The 15876-nt window shown below is 54.9% G+C and carries 14 protein-coding genes; 4 read left to right on the top strand and 10 right to left on the bottom strand.

Features of this window, described 5'->3' with window-relative positions; all coding sequences use genetic code 11:
* Positions 1–47: 47 nt before the first annotated feature.
* Positions 48–1385, top strand: coding sequence for an ABC transporter substrate-binding protein (locus FLT43_RS25740; RefSeq protein WP_087442085.1), 1338 nt, complete (start codon positions 48–50; stop codon positions 1383–1385).
* An 83-nt stretch (positions 1386–1468) separates the two neighbouring features.
* On the top strand, positions 1469–2179 hold the full coding sequence (locus FLT43_RS25735; RefSeq protein ID WP_087442084.1) for a glycerophosphodiester phosphodiesterase: 711 nt from the start codon (positions 1469–1471) through the stop codon (positions 2177–2179).
* Positions 2180–2262: 83 nt separating this feature from the next.
* Here the strand turns inward: FLT43_RS25735 and FLT43_RS25730 are convergent, their stop codons facing one another.
* The gene (locus FLT43_RS25730; protein ID WP_087442083.1) at positions 2263–2736 is read right to left on the bottom strand and encodes an Rrf2 family transcriptional regulator; all 474 of its coding nucleotides are present in this window, start codon (positions 2734–2736) and stop codon (positions 2263–2265) included.
* 122 nt (positions 2737–2858) lie between these two features.
* On the bottom strand, positions 2859–3977 hold the full coding sequence (locus FLT43_RS25725; protein WP_164776207.1) for a M24 family metallopeptidase: 1119 nt from the start codon (positions 3975–3977) through the stop codon (positions 2859–2861).
* A 151-nt stretch (positions 3978–4128) separates the two neighbouring features.
* On the opposite strand from FLT43_RS25725, the gene FLT43_RS25720 reads away from it, so the two are divergent.
* Positions 4129–4902, top strand: coding sequence for a threonine/serine exporter family protein (locus tag FLT43_RS25720; RefSeq protein ID WP_087442081.1), 774 nt, complete (start codon positions 4129–4131; stop codon positions 4900–4902).
* A gap of 38 nt (positions 4903–4940) precedes the next feature.
* On the top strand, positions 4941–5396 hold the full coding sequence (locus FLT43_RS25715; protein ID WP_244194154.1) for a threonine/serine exporter family protein: 456 nt from the start codon (positions 4941–4943) through the stop codon (positions 5394–5396).
* A gap of 39 nt (positions 5397–5435) precedes the next feature.
* On the opposite strand, the gene FLT43_RS25710 is transcribed toward FLT43_RS25715, so the two are convergent.
* From FLT43_RS25710 to hrcA, 8 genes are all read right to left on the bottom strand, one after another.
* Entirely contained in the window at positions 5436–6578 is a 1143-nt protein-coding gene (locus tag FLT43_RS25710; RefSeq protein WP_087442080.1) for a sensor histidine kinase, read from the bottom strand.
* Entirely contained in the window at positions 6575–7249 is a 675-nt protein-coding gene (locus FLT43_RS25705) for a response regulator transcription factor (RefSeq protein WP_087442079.1), read from the bottom strand. Before FLT43_RS25705 ends, FLT43_RS25710 begins: the two co-directional genes overlap by 4 nt.
* 59 nt (positions 7250–7308) lie before the next feature.
* Entirely contained in the window at positions 7309–9078 is a 1770-nt protein-coding gene (locus FLT43_RS25700) for an ABC transporter ATP-binding protein (RefSeq protein ID WP_087442078.1), read from the bottom strand.
* A 243-nt stretch (positions 9079–9321) separates the two neighbouring features.
* Complete coding sequence (gene dnaJ, locus FLT43_RS25695) at positions 9322–10446, bottom strand: molecular chaperone DnaJ (protein ID WP_087442077.1); 1125 nt, start codon at positions 10444–10446, stop codon at positions 9322–9324.
* Between the two features lie 185 nt (positions 10447–10631).
* Complete coding sequence (gene dnaK / locus FLT43_RS25690; RefSeq protein ID WP_087442076.1) at positions 10632–12467, bottom strand: molecular chaperone DnaK; 1836 nt, start codon at positions 12465–12467, stop codon at positions 10632–10634.
* A gap of 75 nt (positions 12468–12542) precedes the next feature.
* Positions 12543–13112: a nucleotide exchange factor GrpE gene (grpE, locus tag FLT43_RS25685; protein ID WP_255321565.1), complete on the bottom strand. Its 570-nt coding sequence runs from the start codon at positions 13110–13112 to the stop codon at positions 12543–12545.
* A gap of 82 nt (positions 13113–13194) precedes the next feature.
* A complete protein-coding gene (locus FLT43_RS25680) occupies positions 13195–14778 on the bottom strand; it encodes a TCP-1/cpn60 chaperonin family protein (RefSeq protein WP_087442075.1) in 1584 nt (527 codons plus the stop codon).
* A 17-nt stretch (positions 14779–14795) separates the two neighbouring features.
* Positions 14796–15824, bottom strand: coding sequence for a heat-inducible transcriptional repressor HrcA (hrcA, locus tag FLT43_RS25675; RefSeq protein ID WP_087442074.1), 1029 nt, complete (start codon positions 15822–15824; stop codon positions 14796–14798).
* Positions 15825–15876 lie beyond the last annotated feature (52 nt).

The raw sequence follows: 15876 nt of genomic DNA, 5'->3' as shown, positions 1-15876 counted from the left end.
AGCATGGCTTGTCGCAAACGATAAAATTTTACAAGGGGGATATGCAAGTGAAGAAAGCAGGCGTGATTATACTGCTGCTGGCGGTGCTGTCGCTGTCCGCTATCGGCTGCACGAATTCGTCAGGCTCGGAGGCGAGACAATCGGATGACGGACGTATCAAGGTGACCTTCTGGCATGCCATGAGCGGCAGTGCCGGGGAACTGATCGCCAAGATGGCGAACGACTACAATGCATCGCAGGACAAATACTTCGTTGATGCGATTTTCCAAGGATCGTACGAGGAATCGTTGACGAAGCTCAAGGCGGTGGGCGGCACATCCGAGGCGCCGACGCTAATGCAGGTGCAGGAGATCGGAACGAAGTATATGGTCAACAGCGGTTATATTCAGCCGGTTCAGGACCTGATTGACCAAGACAAATTCGACCTGTCCCAATGGGAGGAGAATATCCTCAGCTATTACCAAATCGACGGCAAGCTCTACTCGCTGCCGTTCAACACATCGAACGCCATCTTAATCTACAACAAGGACAAATTCAAAGCGGCCGGACTCGATCCGGAGTCGCCGCCGAAAACGTTCGGGGAAATCCGGGAAATGGCCAAGAAACTGACCGACAATTCGAAAAATGAGAAAGGATTCGCGCTGCTCATCTACGGATGGTTCATCGAGCAATTGCTGGCCAACCAAGGAGCCGATTTCGTGGATAACGGCAATGGACGCGACAGTCTCGCCACCAAGTCGCTGCTCAATTCCCCGGAAAGCCTCGGTATCTTCCAGTGGCTCGACGATATGAACAAGGACGGCACGCTCGGCAACTACGGGCGGCAATGGGATGATATCCGTGCAGCCTTCAGCGCCGGCAAGGTCGCCATGTACATGGATTCGACCGCGGGCATTGCCGGCGTAATGCAGGCATCGCCCTTCGAAGTCGGCACGGGGTTCCTGCCGACGCCGGACGGCAAGGAAGCGAACGGCGTCATCGTGGGCGGCGCATCGCTCTGGCTGATGAACAGCGTCGCTGAAGAAGAGAAGGAAGCAGCCTGGGACTTCATGAAATATGTGACCATCCCTGCCGTTCAGGCCGAATGGGCAGCGGGCACCGGCTACTTCCCGATCACGAAGGCCGCGCATGAGGAACCGGTCCTGAAGGAGAAATATGAGCTGGCTCCGCAGTTCCTTACAACCGTGAAGCAGCTCCAGAATACGATGATCGGTTCGGCTACCCGCGGTGCGTTGATTTCCGTCTTCCCGGAGACACGCAATGAAGTCGCGACGGCGATCGAGAAGCTCTACCAGGGAGACGCTCCGCAGAAGGCCGTAGATGACTTGACTGCGAAAATCGATAAGCTCATCGAAGAGGACAACAAGGTGAACGCGCCGAAATAAGCAGGAACGCGGCGGGCAGGCATGCGGGGAAATGACAACCGCTTCCCTGTCCGCCGCTATCATGAGACTGGGGGTTGACGAGCATGTTCATTTTTGCCCACCGGGGCGCATCGGGATATGCGCCGGAAAATACGATGGCCGCCTTTCGGGCGGCGCTCGATCGCGGCTATGCCGGCATTGAACTCGATATTCAACAGACGAAAGACGGCCGGCTCGTCATCATCCATGACGAAAATGTCGCCCGTACGACGTCGGGCCAAGGCTATATCGCGGACCTGACTTGGGAGGAGCTGGGCGCGCTTGACGCGGGAAGCTGGTTCCACACCGACTTCACGGCGGAACGGATTCCGCTGCTGGATGATTATCTCGATCTGGTGCAGGACCAAGATCTTATCACCAACATCGAGATTAAGAACATCCCATTCTTCTACGACGGAATCGAACAAAAGCTTATCGACGCGGTCAAGAAGCGCGGCCTGTTGGATCGGATTATCGTCTCCTCCTTCGACCATCAGGCGCTGGATACGATAGCCCGGCTGGAACCCGGGGTGAAGCTCGGCGTGCTGATGGCCGATCGTCTCTACCGTCCGGGGCAATATATCCAGTCGCTGCCCTTCCCGGTCTATAGCGTCCATCCTCATTTTTCGTTCGCAGACGCGGGCTTCATCGCGGAATGCCATGGGGCAGGCTGCAAAGTATACGCCTACACCGTCGACCGGCCGGAGTGGGCAGCCATGCTGGGGCAAGCCGGCATCGACGGCATCTTCTCCAACGTGCCGGATCAGCTGGGGTAACAGCCGGCACCTGTCCTCATGACCATGCCCGATACGGGCTGCCGATCGGGCATGGTCATGCTGCGTGTCGTACCACAGCCAGGTTATGTGCGTCTGGCTCCATTCCAATCGAATTGCTGCAAGTTGTCCACTCGAAACGTCTCCCTTAACAGGACGCCCAGAGAATAGTTGGCTAACTCCGCACGATAGCTCCGCTCGGCATTAGCGAACGCTTGCTTCATAATTGTCTCGCCTACTGCAGCAGTCCCTTGATCCGAAAAGATGTGCTGTACCAGATTCGTCGTTTTCAAAAACGGGTTGACGCCCTCAATCGCTTCAAACACCTCGAGAAGGTCGATATCGTCCACGTCTTTGGCAAGTTGAAATCCGCCATTTTTCCCGGAAGTCGATGTAATGATATTTTTTACGACCAGCATTCTCATAATTTTTTTCAAAAATGAAGGAGATACATCCAGGCGCTCACTAATCGTATCGCTAGTTACCGCATCTCCATGATGCTGCGTCGCCAGCATCACCAAAATACATATGGCCTGCTCAACTCCACTTTTAATCTGCATCCTACTCTCCCTTTACCACTGTCTATATCTATTATAGATAATTTCCAGCCGGAGACAAACAAAAAGCATGGATACGGTTCCGTACCCATGCCTCTTCGCGTATCACCTTCTTCATTAGCAACTCACAAAATAAGTTCCTCTAACTCGATCGGAGCCTGCGTCAACAGCTCGTATCCATCCTTCGTAATCAGGACGGTATCCGAATGCCGGAAGCCCCCGACACCATCCACATATATCCCGGGCTCGATGGAGATGACCATATTTTCCAATAGCACGTCATCGCTGCCCACGGCCACGAACGGCGCCTCATGATTGCTCAAGCCGATGCCATGACCCGTGCGGTGCAGCAGCTTGCCAAGCAGTCCGTGTCCCTCCAAATAATTGCGTGCCGCCATATCAACCTCACTTGCCTTGACTCCCGCCTTGAGAACGGCTAACGCCGCATTGCGGGCATTCATCATATGACCGAACATGTCCCTCTCGGACGGGGATGGTTCGCCAATAAAGAAGGTGCGTTCACATTCCGACGCATATCCGTTGATTCGATAGTAGGTCATGGCCACGTTCGGCCCATCTCCATACGTTTTATAAATATCCGGTACGCCATGCGGCATCGCGCTTTCTGGAGCGGGCCACACGACAGCTAACAAATTGCTGTTGACCGGGTCAAGCTGCATCGAGCTGATTAACTCCATATACGGCTTCTGGGCTAGACCCGACATTTCCAACACCCTGGTCTCCCTCGACGCTTTCTTGAAAATATCACGCATCGTCTCGTCCGCTTTTTTGGCGCAGAACCGGATTTTTTCAATTTCATAGGCGCTCTTGATCTGACGTTGGTTAGCCACCAGCTCAGACAGCTCGATGCCGGCTCCTTGTATGCGGACAAAATGCTCGGCAGGTATGTTCCCTTCCACGCCGGTACGGCTGAACTTCTCCAGTACGTTATTCAGCACCTCGAACCAATTATCGCCCGCCGGAGCAGGATAATCCCAATAAGCGATATCGTTCGTCTCTAAAACTCCTTTTTTGACATGCGCTTCTTCCAATTTCGGAACCACCAGCACAGGCTTGTCACCCAGCGAAATTACAATAAAGAAAGGTCTTTCTTCGGGACTGTAGGTGATATTCGTGAAATACCAAATATCCTCCTGCGAGGATACGACATAGGAATCAAATCCTCTTGCTCTCATCTCTGCTTGCAGCTTGTTCATCCGTGCTTTCAATTCTCGTTCTAGCATGTTCATACCGCCTTTCCGCAATGTAAGATAAAAAAATAATATATTTGTCTACTTTTTTTATCTATAATAGATTATAATTGTCCATAAATAGAATTGCAACGACCTGATAAACATGTCGTTGCAACCGGAATAAGCAAAGGGAGGCAGCGCAATGCAGAACAATCCGTCATCACGAACTGCCCATTCTATTATGGAGACGGCGCTTCTCGCCGGAAAAGTGATGCTGGAAAACGGCGCGGAGACAAGCCGCGTCGAGGATACGATGGAACGCATCATCCGGCATGCCTTGGGTGATTGCAACCCAGCCAGCGCGTACACTTATGTTACCATCAACGGCATAGTTGCAAAGCTGGATTCGATGGGAACGCAGTTCCACCGCATTGATAGAAGGCAATATGACTTGAACAAAATCACAAAAGTGAACCAACTGTCCCGGGATTTGACCGCAGGACGGATCGGACTAGAAGATATGCTTATTGCCTTGCAGGCCATCGATAAAGAGAACACGAGTCAGAAGCTGTGGCGCAGGCTGATCTGCACCGCAAGCTTAAGCGGAAGCATTATGCTTATTTTTGGAGGGGCATTCGAGGATTTGCCCGCCGCCATGATTGCCGGAGTCGTTGCTTATCTCAGTTTTTTATGGCTGACCCAAGCATTAGCGATACCTTTTCTGGCAGAGTGCGGCGCGGCCTTCCTGGGCGGATGGGCGGGCCTCTGTACGGCTTCGGTTCTAGGCCGCCACCTCGAACTCATCATGATGGGGGCCGTGGTTCCGCTTGTGCCTGGAATTGCCATTACCAATGCCATTCGTGACATGATGGCCCGGCATTATATTTCCGGCATGATCGGCGCAATCGAAGCTTTATTGATTGCTGGCGCCTTAGGGGGCGGCATTGCCGGTGTCTACTGCATGTTCATCCTCTAAGAGACCGCAACCCGAACTAGGAGAGAGAGAGGTATACAATGATGAGAGAATTGGCAGGTCATATGCTGTTCAGCTTCATTTCCTCCGTATCATTCGGAGCACTCTGCAACGTACCGAAGCGTTCGATTGTTGCGGGAGGGATCATCGGCATAATCGGCTGGATAGCCTACATAGAGCTGACTGCTCACGGCTATGGCGTCTTCATGTCAAGTCTGGCCTGTTCTTTGCTGCTGTCGTTCGCAGGTCAGCTTGCGGCCAGCACATACAAAATGCCGGTTACCGTATATTTTGTGCCAGGATTGGTGCCTGTCGTTCCGGGCATTACGTTTTACGAAGCGTTCCGCAGCCTTGTTTTAGGACAATATACTGCCTCTGGGGTTGTGTTTCTTCATGTCGGCTATGGTGCTGTCGGGTTGGCATGCGGCATTGCCGCTGCCGATGCATTATACCGCCTCACCATCGGTACGGTTATGCGCCGTTGCCGCAACGGTTAGCGTCTTGGCAGGCGCCCGCAATATGAATACGATGCCAAGCTATTCCTTACTTGATGGAGTAATGGGCGCTTCTTTTTCAACATGATGATCGTGGTCCAATATGTGCAGCGGCAGCTTCACGCAAAACACAGTCCCGCTTCCTCTATCACTGCTCACGGCAATCGTCCCCTGATGAAGCTGAACAATCTTCTGCACGATGGATAGCCCCAATCCGCTGCCTCCTTGCATCCGGTTGCGGGACGCATCGGCCTTGAAAAATCGCTCGAACAGATGCGGGATATGGTCCTCATCAATTCCAATGCCGCTGTCTTCAATTCTCACTTCCACATAAGGCTCATGCGCCGTCAGCCCAATGTGAATGAAGCCGCTCTCCGGCGTGAACTTGATGGCATTATGAATCAGATTGACCCATACTTGGCCCAGCATATCCTCATCTGCCGTAATGTGAACCTTATCCAGTTTCAACTCGATATCCAAGCCTTTGGCAGCCCACTGCGGTTCACTTGCCAATACAAGTGTGCGCAATTGCTGATCCAGGCGATAAGATTGAGGCTTGATCGGATGATGTTCTGATTCCAAGGACGTCAGCTTCAGCAAATTGTCGCTTAATTTGGACAATCTTGCCGTTTCCATCTCTATAATTTGCAAGTAATGCTGCCGCTCCTCCTCGCTCAATTCTTTACTTTGCAAAGCATGGGCAAATCCGCGGATCGACGTAAGCGGCGATTGAATCTCATGGGACACATTCGAAATAAATTCCTGCCGCATCTTCTCCATCACCCCCAGCTCGCCGGCCAGCTTGTTGATGCTCTCGATCAGCATGCCGTATTCATGTTCAAAATCTTCATTCATCGTGATCGTCACATCGAAATCTCCCTTGGATATCCGATTGACGGCGTCGACGATCGAATGATAGAAGAGAAGATGCTTATTGCGCGCAAAAGGCATAAAGATACCGATTACGGCACACAGAAGCAAGAAACCTACCGTCCCTGTCATAACAAACGCCCAGTAGTCCGTCAATTCCCATCCGAACCACCTTAGCAGTGTCGGATTGATGAGATAGGCAATCGACCATGACGCGTACATGAACAATAGAATTACGCCAATGCTGCCTATGAACTTGATCGTTCTCCATATCTTCGTTGTCTTGAACTTGTTGACTCGTTCGAGCAGCTTCATACGAGCACCTCTAGCCGATAACCGAGCCCGCGAATGGTCTTGATCCGGAATCCGTGCTCGCTTGCGGAGAATCGCTCGCGCAAGCGGTTAATGTGTACGTCCAGCGTCCGTTCGTTCCCCTCATAATCATAGCCCCATATATCCTCGATTAATTGCTCCCTGGAGCATGTCCTGCCAGGAACTCCACCCAGCTTGAAAAGCAGCTCGAATTCCTTCAGCGGCAAGGCAATCTTCCCGCTCCCCGAAGTCACCTCGAATGTCTGGCGGTTCACCACCACACGGCCGATCTGAACTATCTGGGATGTGGCAATCTGATATCTTCTCAGCAACGCCCTGACCCGCACGACCAATTCCATAGGCTCGAACGGCTTCACTAAGTAATCATCGGTTCCCAGATTGAAGCCTTTCACCTTCTGCGACGTGTCTCCCTTGGCAGTCAGCATCAACAGCGGAATATCATGCAGCGCTTTAAGCTCGCGGCATAGTTCCCATCCATCCATATTCGGCATCATAATATCAAGTACGACAAGATCGGCTCTGTCCGTCTCCATAAGACGGAGCGCCTCTACGCCATCAGAGGCTTCCGTTGTCCGGAAGCCTTCCTTCTGCAATAATACAGTGACAAATTCCCGAATATAAGGATCGTCATCTACGACAAGAATGGTTGCCATCTCGCATGATACCGCCTTTCTCGTTGTTGGACGCGTTACCGCTTTAAGCCTTTAAGCCTTCAAGCTCCGTACTGCTCCTGAATTTTGAGTTGCTGGGCTGCGAACTCCCGATACATGGAATGGCTCTCCAGCAGTTGTTCATGCGTTCCGCATCCCGTCAACTTCCCTTTCTCGATGAACAGAATCTGATCGGCATCTACTACTGTTGACAGCCGATGGGCAATGACCAGCGTCGTCCGTCCCTTCATCAGATTGTTCAGCGCCTTCTGAACGACAATCTCGGACTTGCTGTCCAAGCTCGACGTCGCCTCATCCAGCATCAGGATGCGCGGATTCCGAAGCAGCGCCCGCGCGATAGCAATCCGTTGGCGCTGGCCGCCTGACAGCTTCATGCCGCGCTCGCCCACTTCCGTAGCGTAGCCGTCGGCCAGTTCTTCAATAAAGCCGTCCGCATAAGCCATTGCCGCAGCCCGCTTCAGCTCCTCTTCCGTCACATCCCGATTCATTCCATAACAAATATTATCCCGAATCGTCCCGTCAATCAGCGGACTCTCCTGCGACACATATCCAATCAGAGCGCGCCAGGAAGGCAGCGAGAATTCGTTAATATCTTCATCTCCCACCTTGATGGCACCGGAAGTCGGCGAGTAGAATCGCTCGAAAAGGGAGAACAGCGTCGTCTTGCCGCCCCCGCTGGGCCCGACAATCGCCGTTACCTTGCCCGGACTGATAGTGAAGCTGATATCTTCAAGTATAGGCTCTCCTTCGGCATATGCAAAGTGCACATGCTCTGCATGAATCGGCAGATTCGCCTGACCGGCCTCTTTCCCTTGTACATGATCTTCTTCCGGCGCTTGTAACATCGCGAGCATATGGTCGGTTGCTCCAATCGCCTTCTGAAGCTGCGTGAAGAACATGGATAACTGGCTCATCGGCATCACAATCTGGATCAAGTACAGAATGAAGGCGACCAGTTCGCCCGCAGTCAGCGCTCCTGACGAGACGCGCATGCCGCCGTAGCCAATAATGACGACAAGCAGCACCATCAGTACGAACGACATAATTGGGGAGATCATCGCTTGTACAGCGCCTTCCTTAATGCCGAACCGAAGCAGATTGCTAATGGCCTTGCGCCCGTTCTCATATTCCCTCGCTTCGGCATTGGATGCCTTCACCAATCGTATTTCCGCCAACACCTGACTTAATATGGCCGTGAAGGAAGCCGTCTCATCCTGCAATCCTTTGGATATGTTGAACATTTGCTTGCCAAGCGGGAACAGCACCAATGCGGCGAGCGGTATAACGAGGAGCATAATGGCCGTCATTTGCCAATCGAGATACAACAATACAATGAACGAGCCAATGACGGAGATGATGCCAGTGAAGAAGCTTGACAGATGCTCCGAAATGAACCCTTTCACAATTCCCGTATCATTCGTGATGCGGCTGACTGTCTCGCCCGTCTTGTTCCGGTCATAGTATGACACCGGCAGGACGAGCATCTTTTTCCATAGCCGGTCGCGCAAGCCGGCCACGACGCGTTGTCCGACAAGATTGAGCAAATAGATGGACAAGCCGGCGGCCACCGCCTGAACGATAAACGCGATTGCCAATGCTCCTATCTGCAGTGTATCGAGCTGCGACATGGAGAAATTGTCGACCATCCCCTTGGTGAACATCGGAATGACGAGCGAGACGGCCGCCCCGCCGATGCTCATCAGCAGAGCGACGCCTAACATGAGCTTGGATGGCTTGGTCTCATTAATCAGCCTCAGAAATTGACGCCAATTGCCTATCGCGCCTTTCGTCTGTTCGATTTCATTGTCCATAACATCCACTCCTTCCCTATCTGCACCCATCTATTTTATGGAATCTATCATATACAACGAATGTAAACGGAATGTAAACTTAGCAGCGGTGGCTGTATCCATGAAATAAAAAAGGACCACAACCATCGCACTAGAGTGTCCTCTATGCACAGTTGTGGTCCTGATCCGTATCTCCGACCCATGCGTTGAACTTATACGAGTATGATAAATGATATGGACCATGTGAGCAAGTGAACCCGAGGTCTAGTCCCCCCGGAACGCCCGCTTCATCCGATCGAAGAACGATTCCTCGTGCCCGCCGTTCGTATGCTCGCCGCCGCTGGCTGCGAACTGTCGAAGCAGCTCTTTCTGTTCGTCATTCAGCTTCGTCGGCGTCACGATGACAACCTTGACATGCTGATCGCCTTGCCCATGACCCCGCAGACGCGGAACGCCTTTGCCGCGCAGCCGGAAGAAGGTCCCTGTCTGCGTGCCGGCCGGAATTTTGAGCTTGACCTTCTCCGTCAACGTCGGGATCTCAATCTCGTCGCCGAGCGCCGCCTGAGCGAATGTGAGCGGCACCTCGCAGTAGATGTCGTCGCCGTCGCGTTCGAAAAATTCATGCGACTTCACGCGGATGACAATGTACAAGTCGCCGTTCGGACCGCCGCGCAATCCGCTCTCGCCTTCTCCGCTCATGCGCAGCTGGGCTCCATCGTCCACGCCTGCCGGAATGCGCACATGAATGACACGCTGCTTCTTCACGGACCCGTTGCCATGGCAGGTGCCGCATTTCTCGCGAATAATTTTGCCTTTGCCTTGACATACCGTACAAGTACGCCGGTTGACCATGCGGCCGAACGCCGTATTTTGAACGACTTCCTGCTGTCCCGATCCATGGCAGGCCGAGCACGTATCCGGCTTCGTGCCAGGCTTGGCCCCGGTCCCGAAGCAGGTGTCGCACTGCTCTGTCCGTGGAATCGTAATATCCGTCTCTTTGCCGAAGACGGCTTCCTTGAATTCAATCTGCATCGTATACTGCAGATCGCTGCCTCGCTGCGGCGCATTCGGATCGCGGGTGCGTCCTCCTCCGCCGAAGAACATATCGAATATGTCGCCGAATCCGCTGAAATCGCCGGAGAACCCGCCTCCGCCCATGCCTTGATTCGGATCTACATGCCCGTATTGGTCATACATCGCCCGCTTCTGATCGTCTCCAAGCACATCGTACGCTTCCTTGACTTCCTTGAACTTCTCTTCTGCGTCCGCTGCCTTGTTCACGTCAGGGTGATATTGACGCGCAAGCTTGCGGTAGGCCTTCTTGATCTCATCCTCGCCTGCTCCTTTGCTTACGCCGAGCACTTCATAATAATCTCGCTTTTCCGCCACTCTTCCACCCCCATTGCAACTTGAAAGCCCGGTTCCATGCATCCGCTCTACTGCGTGCCGTCAGAGCGGATCGCTTGCCGGGTTGATGCACCACGGCGCGAACGCCATGCTGTCCCACATTCTTCATCGTAAACAGGCAAAGCCAAAGCCGGGTAAAACCCGGCTTTGACCCTGTCTATCCGCGCTTATTTCTTGTCTTCGTCCACGACTTCGTAATCAGCATCGACTACATTATCTTTTTTGGCCGCGCCGTCATTCGCCTGCTCTTGACCGGCCTGCTGTGCTTGCGCCGCCTGCTCATACAGCTTGACGGACAATTGCTGCACGACTTCGGACAGCTTCTCGGTTGCCGCTTTGATTTCGTCGATATTGCCGCTTTCGAGTGCCTTTTTCACATTTTCCTTGGCTTCGTTCGCCTTGTCGATTTCGGCTTGGTCGACCTTGTCACCCAAGTCCTTCAACGTTTTCTCTGTCGTATATACTAACTGATCGGCGTTGTTCTTCACTTCGACCATTTCTTTGCGCTTCTTATCTTCTTCCGCATGCAATTCCGCTTCCTTCATCATGCGGTCGATCTCCTCGTCATTCAAGCCGCTGGAGGAGGTAATCGTAATGTTCTGCGTCTTGCCGGTTCCTTTATCCTGAGCGGATACTTTGACGATACCGTTCGCATCGATATCGAACGTAACTTCGATCTGCGGCACGCCGCGCGGCGCTGGAGGAATATCTCCCAGCATGAAGCGTCCCAGCGTCTTGTTGTCCGCCGCCATCGAGCGCTCCCCTTGCAGGACATGGATCTCGACGCTTGTCTGATTGTCCGCGTACGTCGAGAAGATCTGCGACTTGCTCGTCGGGATCGTCGTATTGCGTTCGATCATCTTCGTGAATACGCCGCCGGCAGTCTCGATGCCGAGGGAGAGCGGAGTGACGTCGAGCAGGACAACATCCTTCACATCGCCTGTCAATACGCCCGCTTGCACGGCTGCGCCCAAGGCGACGACCTCATCCGGGTTCACGCCTTTATGCGGATCTTTGCCGGTCAGTTTTTTGATGGCTTCCTGGACAGCTGGGATCCGAGTCGATCCGCCGACAAGGACGATTTTGTCGATATCGGATGGGGTCATGCCCGCATCCTGCATCGCTTGGCGTGTTGGGCCGAGCGTACGCTCAACCAGATGCGCGGACAGCTCCTCGAACTTGGCGCGAGTCAGGTTCAGCTCCAAGTGCTGAGGAACGCCGTCAACGACCGTGATGAACGGCAGGCTGATCGTCGTCGTCAATACGCCGGACAGCTCTTTTTTCGCTTTCTCGGCCGCATCCTTCAGCCGCTGCACAGCCGCCTTGTCCTTGCTCAGGTCAATGCCTTGGTCTTTCTTGAACTCCGCTACCAAGTAGTCGATAATCACTTGGTCGAAGTCATCTCCGCCCAACTGGTTATCGCCGCTCGTCGCTTTAACTTCGAAGAAGCCATCGCCCAATTCGAGGATCGACACGTCAAATGTGCCTCCGCCCAAATCGTAGACGAGAATGGTATGGTCGCCTTCTTTGTCTGCACCGTAGGCAAGCGCAGCCGCTGTCGGCTCGTTCACGATGCGCAGCACTTCCAGACCAGCAATCTTGCCGGCATCCTTCGTCGCCTGGCGCTGGGAATCGTTGAAGTACGCCGGTACGGTAATAACCGCCTGCGTTACGGTCTGGCCCAGATAAGCCTCTGCGTCGGATTTCAGCTTCTGCAGAATCATAGCAGAAATTTCTTGCGGCGTATAGGTTTTTCCATCAATCGTCGTCGGGAAAGTCGTGCCCATATGACGCTTAATCGAGCTGATCGTGCGATCCGGGTTCGTAATCGCCTGGCGCTTCGCCGTCTCGCCGACGATGCGCTCCCCGTCTTTTTTGAAGCCGACAACCGAAGGGGTTGTGCGGGCGCCTTCCGGATTCGGAATGACGACGGCTTCACCGCCCTCCATTACCGCAACACAAGAGTTGGTTGTTCCCAAGTCAATACCTATAACTTTACTCATTGCAAATGTAACCTCCTCAACTGGCTCTCAATCTATTTCATATTAACCAAGCGGATAGCATGTGAACGCCATCTCTCAGCCGCTTACCTTGACCATGGCCGGGCGAAGCACCCGATCCTTGAGCATATAGCCTTTTTGGACTTCTTCCACAACGATGCCTTCCTCATGCTCTTCCGACTCCACCTGCATAATCGCCTGGTGGAATTCCGGGTTGAACGGCTCGCCTACAGCGTTCATCGCCTTCACGCCTTCCTGCTCCAGCACCTGCGTGAATTGGCGGAAGATCATGTCCACGCCTTTGACGAACGATTGCTCCTCGCTGCCTGTCTGGGCTGCGGCCAAGGCGCGCTCGAAGTTATCGAGCACCGGAAGCAGCTCGGTCACCAGCTTGGACGATGCGTACTGTGCCAGTTCTTCCTTCTCCTTCACCGTGCGGCGGCGGAAATTATCGAAGTCCGCTTGGGCACGCAGCAGGCGCTGCTGAAGCTCCTCTGCTTGCGCGCGGGCCATCTTCAGCTCTGCCGTCTCTGCCTGTGCTTCCTCCGCTGTCTTGCCTTCTGCTTCGGATGTCTCCGCGGCCTCTTGGTTATGTTCAACGTCGGCTGTATCCACAGCCTCCGAGTCCACCTGATCGTTTCTCTCGATCTTCTCTTCTTGTTCCGGGTTCAATCCTTGCACCTCCTTATGTAGTCAAACTTCTATCTTCCTGCTCCGGGAAGCCGGAGCCTTACGCTTCCGGCTTCATCTTAATGACCGTGTGAATCCGCAGCACGGCGGCGGCCACTTCGCCGGCCGCCCGCAGCGCATGGAGCTTCACGGCAGCCGGGTCGACGATGCCTGCGTCGCCATAATCAAGCAGCGCTCCGCTGTCACAGTCAATGCCGATGGCATCGGATCCCGATGCGGTCTGCGCCGCCCGCGCTTCCTCCAGCTTCTCCAGCGGGTTGAAGCCGGCGTTCAGCACAATCTGGGCCATCGGCTTGCGCAGCGCCTGCGCTACCGCGGCCACGCCGAAGGCTTCCATGCCGCGGACGGTCTCCCTGTAGCGCTCTAGCATGTAGGAGAGCGCCAGCTCCGTCGTGCCGCCGCCCGGCAGAACGCCGCTCTGGATCGCGGCTTGAAGCGCCGCGGCGGCATCCTGGGCGATGCGCGCCCGCTCGCCCACGACCTCGCGCGTGCTCGCGCCCACGATGAGCGTCACCTGCGCGCGGCGCATGCCCGCCGGCTCCGGCGTGCCGCCCGGGCCGTCTGAGCTGAGCGCCGTCTGCGGGGCGTACAGCCGCACGCGCTCCAGGCGCTCATCGTAGCGCACGCAGGCGGTGCCGCCGAGCAGCGGCTCCAGCACCGCCGCATCCTTGGCCAGGGCGGCCCGCTTCAACGGCTTGCCGCCCGTAAGGCGGCAGACGCGCATAATATCTTCGCGGCTGACCCGCTGCACGACCATCATATCATGGTCGAGACAAAATTGCTCCGCTTCCGGATGAAGGCCTCGCTCCAGCACGAGGAAGCCGACCCCCAGCTCGTGAAGACGCTGCAGCCGCTCCATGAAGGCGGAGCGGTGAGCCATATACTGCTGGAAGCCGGCTTCGGTCGTCAGCAGCTGCTCGTCGAGCGTGTCCGGTTCGAGCGCATCCTGCAGGATAAGGACGCGGCATCCGGTCCGTTCCGGCAGCCAATCCCGCTGCAGCGGCTTCTGCTTCAGGAGCACGCCGTGGAACCATTCATTGCTCGCCTTCTCGTGCGCGACAATCTGTTCGGCGAGCCGGTAGGCCGGATCCTGAAGCTGCTCCCAGCCTACCGCCTGTCCCGCCTCCAGCACGAGCCGGACGATGTCGGCCTGCTCCCGGCCCGCGATATGTACCGCGCGGTGCAGCTTCGGGTCGTTCCAGCCTTCGAGCCGCAGCGCGCGTTCCGCCAGCCGGGCGGCCGCGACACGAATGCCCTCAAGCATCCCGTTCACGACCTTCGCCGCGGGCACGCCTCTCGTCACTTGGGCGACGCCTTCCTGCACAAGCGCACCGGCCAGTACCGTCGCCGTCGTCGTGCCGTCGCCGACCTCGCTCTGCTGGGCGCGCGCCACCTGGATGAGCAGCCGGGCGGCCGGATGGGTCACATCCATCTTCTCCAAAATGGTGACGCCGTCATTGGTAATGACGACGTCGCCATTGGCGCCGACCAGCATAACATCCAGCCCCTTCGGGCCAAGCGTGCCTTCGACAGCCGAGCTGAGGGCCCGGACGGCATTCGCATTATTCAGGAGCGTCGCATAGCGCTCATCGGTCTCCTGTACTTGTCCTTGTCCTTGAGTCACAAGCCGCCCCCTCCCGCTTATTTATACCATTGATGCATGAATACCGCCATTTGGCCGGACAGATGGTTCATCAGATTGATGACCTTCGCATACTCCATCCGGGTCGGTCCCAGAATGCCGAGCGTACCCAGCGTCTGTCCGTCAACCGAATAGGTTGCAGTAATCATGCTGCAATTCGTAATCGCGGCATGCACATTCTCTTGGCCGATGCGGACCTGGATACCGGAAGGGGCAGAGCCCACGACCTTGATCAAGGCCGGCGTCTCTTCGAGCAGCTCCCAGATCGTCTTAATCTTGTCGACATCCTGGAATTCAGGCTGGGTCAGCATGTTCGTGGCCCCGCTCAAATAGACTTGCCGATGGTCGTTATTGTCGGCCAAAACACTTTCCACGAGCGCCATCAGCTCCTGGACATGCGACACATATTGGCTCATTTCCTGTCCAATCTCGTTATACAGCTGCGCACGCAGCTTATATAGAGGAACGCCGACAAGCTTGGCGTTCAGCAGGTTAACCACGGTCTCCAACTCGGAAGCGGAGACGCCCTCCGGCAGCGTGACGGTCTTGTTCTCGACATGGCCCGTGCTCGTCACGACAATCGCGACCGCCGTATTCTCATTCAGCGGAAGCAGCTGAAAATGACGAAGCGAGGCGTCGAAAACTTCCGGCCCCAGCGCGATTGACGTATAATTGGTCAATTGAGACAAAATCGATGCCGTATGCTGCACAATCTCTTCCATCGCTGTTATCTTCTCCGCGAAGACCGACTTCAACCGCAAGACGTCTTCGCTGGACAGACGATCAAGACGAACGAGATGATCGACATAATAACGGTACCCTTTATGAGATGGAATGCGCCCTGCTGACGTGTGCGGCTGCTCCAGATAACCGAGCTCTTCCAGATCGGACATCTCGTTGCGAATCGTAGCCGGGCTGAAATTCACATCGCCCCGCTTCGAAATGCTGCGAGATCCGACCGGTTCCGCAGAACGGATATAATCATCTATGATAGCATTCAAAATCATACGCTGGCGTTCCGTCAACATGCGCATCCCTCCTTAGATGTAGTAGGATATCCGTTAGCACTCATCATCGTCG

The sequence above is a fragment of the Paenibacillus thiaminolyticus genome, assembly GCF_007066085.1.
Taxonomy (GTDB): Bacteria; Bacillota; Bacilli; order Paenibacillales; family Paenibacillaceae; genus Paenibacillus_B; species Paenibacillus_B thiaminolyticus.
This window is presented reverse-complemented; position numbering and strand designations above follow the sequence as displayed.

Excerpts from the sequence above, each read along its gene's own strand:
- FLT43_RS25705 (WP_087442079.1), bottom strand. The coding sequence starts at position 7,249 with ATGGCAACCATTCTTGTCGTAGATGACGATCCTTATATTCGGGAATTT.
- FLT43_RS25735 (WP_087442084.1), top strand. The coding sequence starts at position 1,469 with ATGTTCATTTTTGCCCACCGGGGCGCATCGGGATATGCGCCGGAAAAT.
- FLT43_RS25715 (WP_244194154.1), top strand. The coding sequence starts at position 4,941 with ATGATGAGAGAATTGGCAGGTCATATGCTGTTCAGCTTCATTTCCTCC.
- dnaK (WP_087442076.1), bottom strand. The coding sequence starts at position 12,467 with ATGAGTAAAGTTATAGGTATTGACTTGGGAACAACCAACTCTTGTGTT.
- FLT43_RS25710 (WP_087442080.1), bottom strand. The coding sequence starts at position 6,578 with ATGAAGCTGCTCGAACGAGTCAACAAGTTCAAGACAACGAAGATATGG.
- FLT43_RS25730 (WP_087442083.1), bottom strand. The coding sequence starts at position 2,736 with ATGCAGATTAAAAGTGGAGTTGAGCAGGCCATATGTATTTTGGTGATG.
- FLT43_RS25720 (WP_087442081.1), top strand. The coding sequence starts at position 4,129 with ATGCAGAACAATCCGTCATCACGAACTGCCCATTCTATTATGGAGACG.
- FLT43_RS25725 (WP_164776207.1), bottom strand. The coding sequence starts at position 3,977 with ATGCTAGAACGAGAATTGAAAGCACGGATGAACAAGCTGCAAGCAGAG.
- FLT43_RS25700 (WP_087442078.1), bottom strand. The coding sequence starts at position 9,078 with ATGGACAATGAAATCGAACAGACGAAAGGCGCGATAGGCAATTGGCGT.
- hrcA (WP_087442074.1), bottom strand. The coding sequence starts at position 15,824 with ATGTTGACGGAACGCCAGCGTATGATTTTGAATGCTATCATAGATGAT.